Below are 1999 nucleotides of genomic sequence, written 5' to 3'. Positions count from 1 at the left end.
GCCGCGCGCCAGCTGGAAGTACTGGCTGAAGAAGACCGTGCCGGAGAACATCGCGACGCCGACGAAGAGCGAGGCGGCGGAGGCCAGGCTGATGGTCTTGTTGCGGAAGAGGCGCAGCGGGATGATCGGGTCGCTCGCGCGGGACTCCACCAGCAGGAAGAGCAGGCCGAGCGCGACGGCGCCGCCGGTCATGGCCAGGGTGGTCCAGGAGATCCAGTCGTACGAGTCGCCGGCCTGGGTGACCCAGATCAGCAGCAGCGAGACGGCGCCGCTGATCAGGAAGGCGCCCAGCCAGTCGACCTTCACGTCCCGGCGGACGACCGGGAGGTGCAGGGTGCGCTGGAGGACGATCAGGGCGATGACCGCGAAGGGCACGCCGACGTAGAAGCACCAGCGCCAGCCGAGCCACGAGGTGTCGGTGATGACGCCGCCGAGCAGCGGGCCGCCGACGGTGGCGACGGCGAAGACCGCGCCGAGGTAGCCGCTGTAGCGCCCGCGCTCGCGCGGGGAGATCATCGCGGCCATCACGATCTGGGCGAGGGCGGAGAGACCGCCGACGCCGATGCCCTGGACGACGCGGCAGGCGATGAGCATGCCGGTGTTCTGGGACAGGCCCGCGACCACGGAGCCGAGGACGTAGACCACCAGGGATATCTGGACGAGCAGCTTCTTGCTGAAGAGGTCGGACAGCTTGCCCCACAGCGGGGTCGCGGCCGTCATCGACAGCAGGGCGGCGGTGACGACCCAGGTGTAGGAGGACTGGGTGCCGCCGAGGTCGCTGATGATCTGGGGCAGGGCGTTGGAGACGATCGTGGAGGACAGGATCGCCACGAACATGCCGAGCATGAGCCCGGACAGCGCCTTCATGATCTGGGAGTGGGTCATGGGCGCGCCGTCGGACGTGGTCTCCGACCGGCCGCCTCCCCGCACACCCTCGGGTGTGGTCGTAGCCATGTGTTTCCTTTGCCTAGAAGCTCGATCGGAGTCGGGCCAGCAGGGTGTTGAGTGCGTCGATGTCCTCGGCCGACCAGTCGGCCAGGGCCTTCTCCAGCGCGTCCGTGTAGCGGGCGCCGAGCTCGGTGAGCACGGCGCGGCCCTCGTCGGTCAGGCGCAGGATCCGGCAGCGGCCGTCGCCGGGGTCGGTCTCCCGGTCGATCCAGCCGCGCTGCGCCACGTGGGCCACGTGCCGGCTGCTGACCGAGATGTCGACGGCCATGTACTCGGTGAGCCGGCTGAGCCGCATCTCGCCGTGCCGGTCGAGCAGGGTGAGGACGGCGGCGGCGCCGGGCGGGCAGTGCGGGGGCAGGCTGCGGGCCAGGTCGCGTTTGACCGCGCCGATGCCGGTGAGCTGGCGGGCCAGCTCCTCGTACCGGGTGTTCTGAGCCGTGTGCGTGGCCACCGGACCGCCCCCCTATCTCGTTGCTTAGGGCAACCATAGAAGAGTATGGTTGCTACAGGCAAATGAATTTCGGGGGTGAGGCGGTAAAGGAATGGGAAAACCCGCTAGGGTCCAGCCATGTCCGCACAGCACAACTCACCCGAGCCCGAGGGGTCCTACGACCCCGCCGGCAGCACTCAGATGTTCCGCGCGTTCGTGGCGGAGGGCGAGGACCGGGAGGCCCGCACGCCGACCGTGCCGGGCTCGCGCCGCCGTCCCAAGGAGTCGGGTGCCCTGTCCGGGGGCCGGATCGCCCTGGTCCTGGCGCTGGTGCTCCTGCTGGGGGCGGCGCTGTGGGTGGTACTCCACTGAGGTGCCGGTGCCGGCTCAGCTCCAGGTCGCGGTGACCCCGAGGGTCTCGACGTGCATGCCGAGGGGCACCCGCCAGGCCTCCACGCACACCGTGTAGGTCTGCGTCCTGGAGGTCAGCCCCGCGATGGGGGCGGGCAGGGGCTGGGTCGTGGTGACCGTGGCCCAGTCGATGCCGAGGGCGCCGATGACGTGCGTCGCGAACGAGACCGTGCCGGAACGGGCCGCGATGGTGCCGGTGTTGGTGAAGGT

At 70.1% G+C, this 1999-nt stretch carries 3 protein-coding genes and 1 pseudogene; 1 reads left to right on the top strand and 3 read right to left on the bottom strand.

Annotation, left to right across the window (positions count from 1 at the left end; genetic code table 11):
- A partial coding sequence (locus VR44_RS39300) for an MFS transporter (protein WP_483855152.1) occupies positions 1-885 on the bottom strand: 885 nt, incomplete at its 3' end.
- A gap of 82 nt (positions 886-967) precedes the next feature.
- Positions 968-1399, bottom strand: coding sequence for a MarR family winged helix-turn-helix transcriptional regulator (locus VR44_RS39295; RefSeq protein WP_045952484.1), 432 nt, complete (start codon positions 1397-1399; stop codon positions 968-970).
- Positions 1400-1516: 117 nt separating this feature from the next.
- Here VR44_RS39295 and VR44_RS39290 point away from each other — a divergent pair, with 117 nt between their 5' ends.
- The gene (locus tag VR44_RS39290) at positions 1517-1750 is read left to right on the top strand and encodes a hypothetical protein (RefSeq protein WP_045952483.1); all 234 of its coding nucleotides are present in this window, start codon (positions 1517-1519) and stop codon (positions 1748-1750) included.
- 15 nt (positions 1751-1765) lie between these two features.
- Here the strand turns inward: VR44_RS39290 and VR44_RS39285 are convergent.
- A pseudogene (locus tag VR44_RS39285) lies at positions 1766-1999 on the bottom strand (hypothetical protein); the annotation flags it as partial.

The sequence above is a fragment of the Streptomyces katrae genome, assembly GCF_000966975.1.
GTDB classification, from domain to species: domain Bacteria; phylum Actinomycetota; class Actinomycetes; order Streptomycetales; family Streptomycetaceae; genus Streptomyces; species Streptomyces katrae.
The sequence above is the reverse complement of the archived record's forward strand: the minus strand, read 5'-3'. Positions and strand labels throughout refer to the sequence as shown.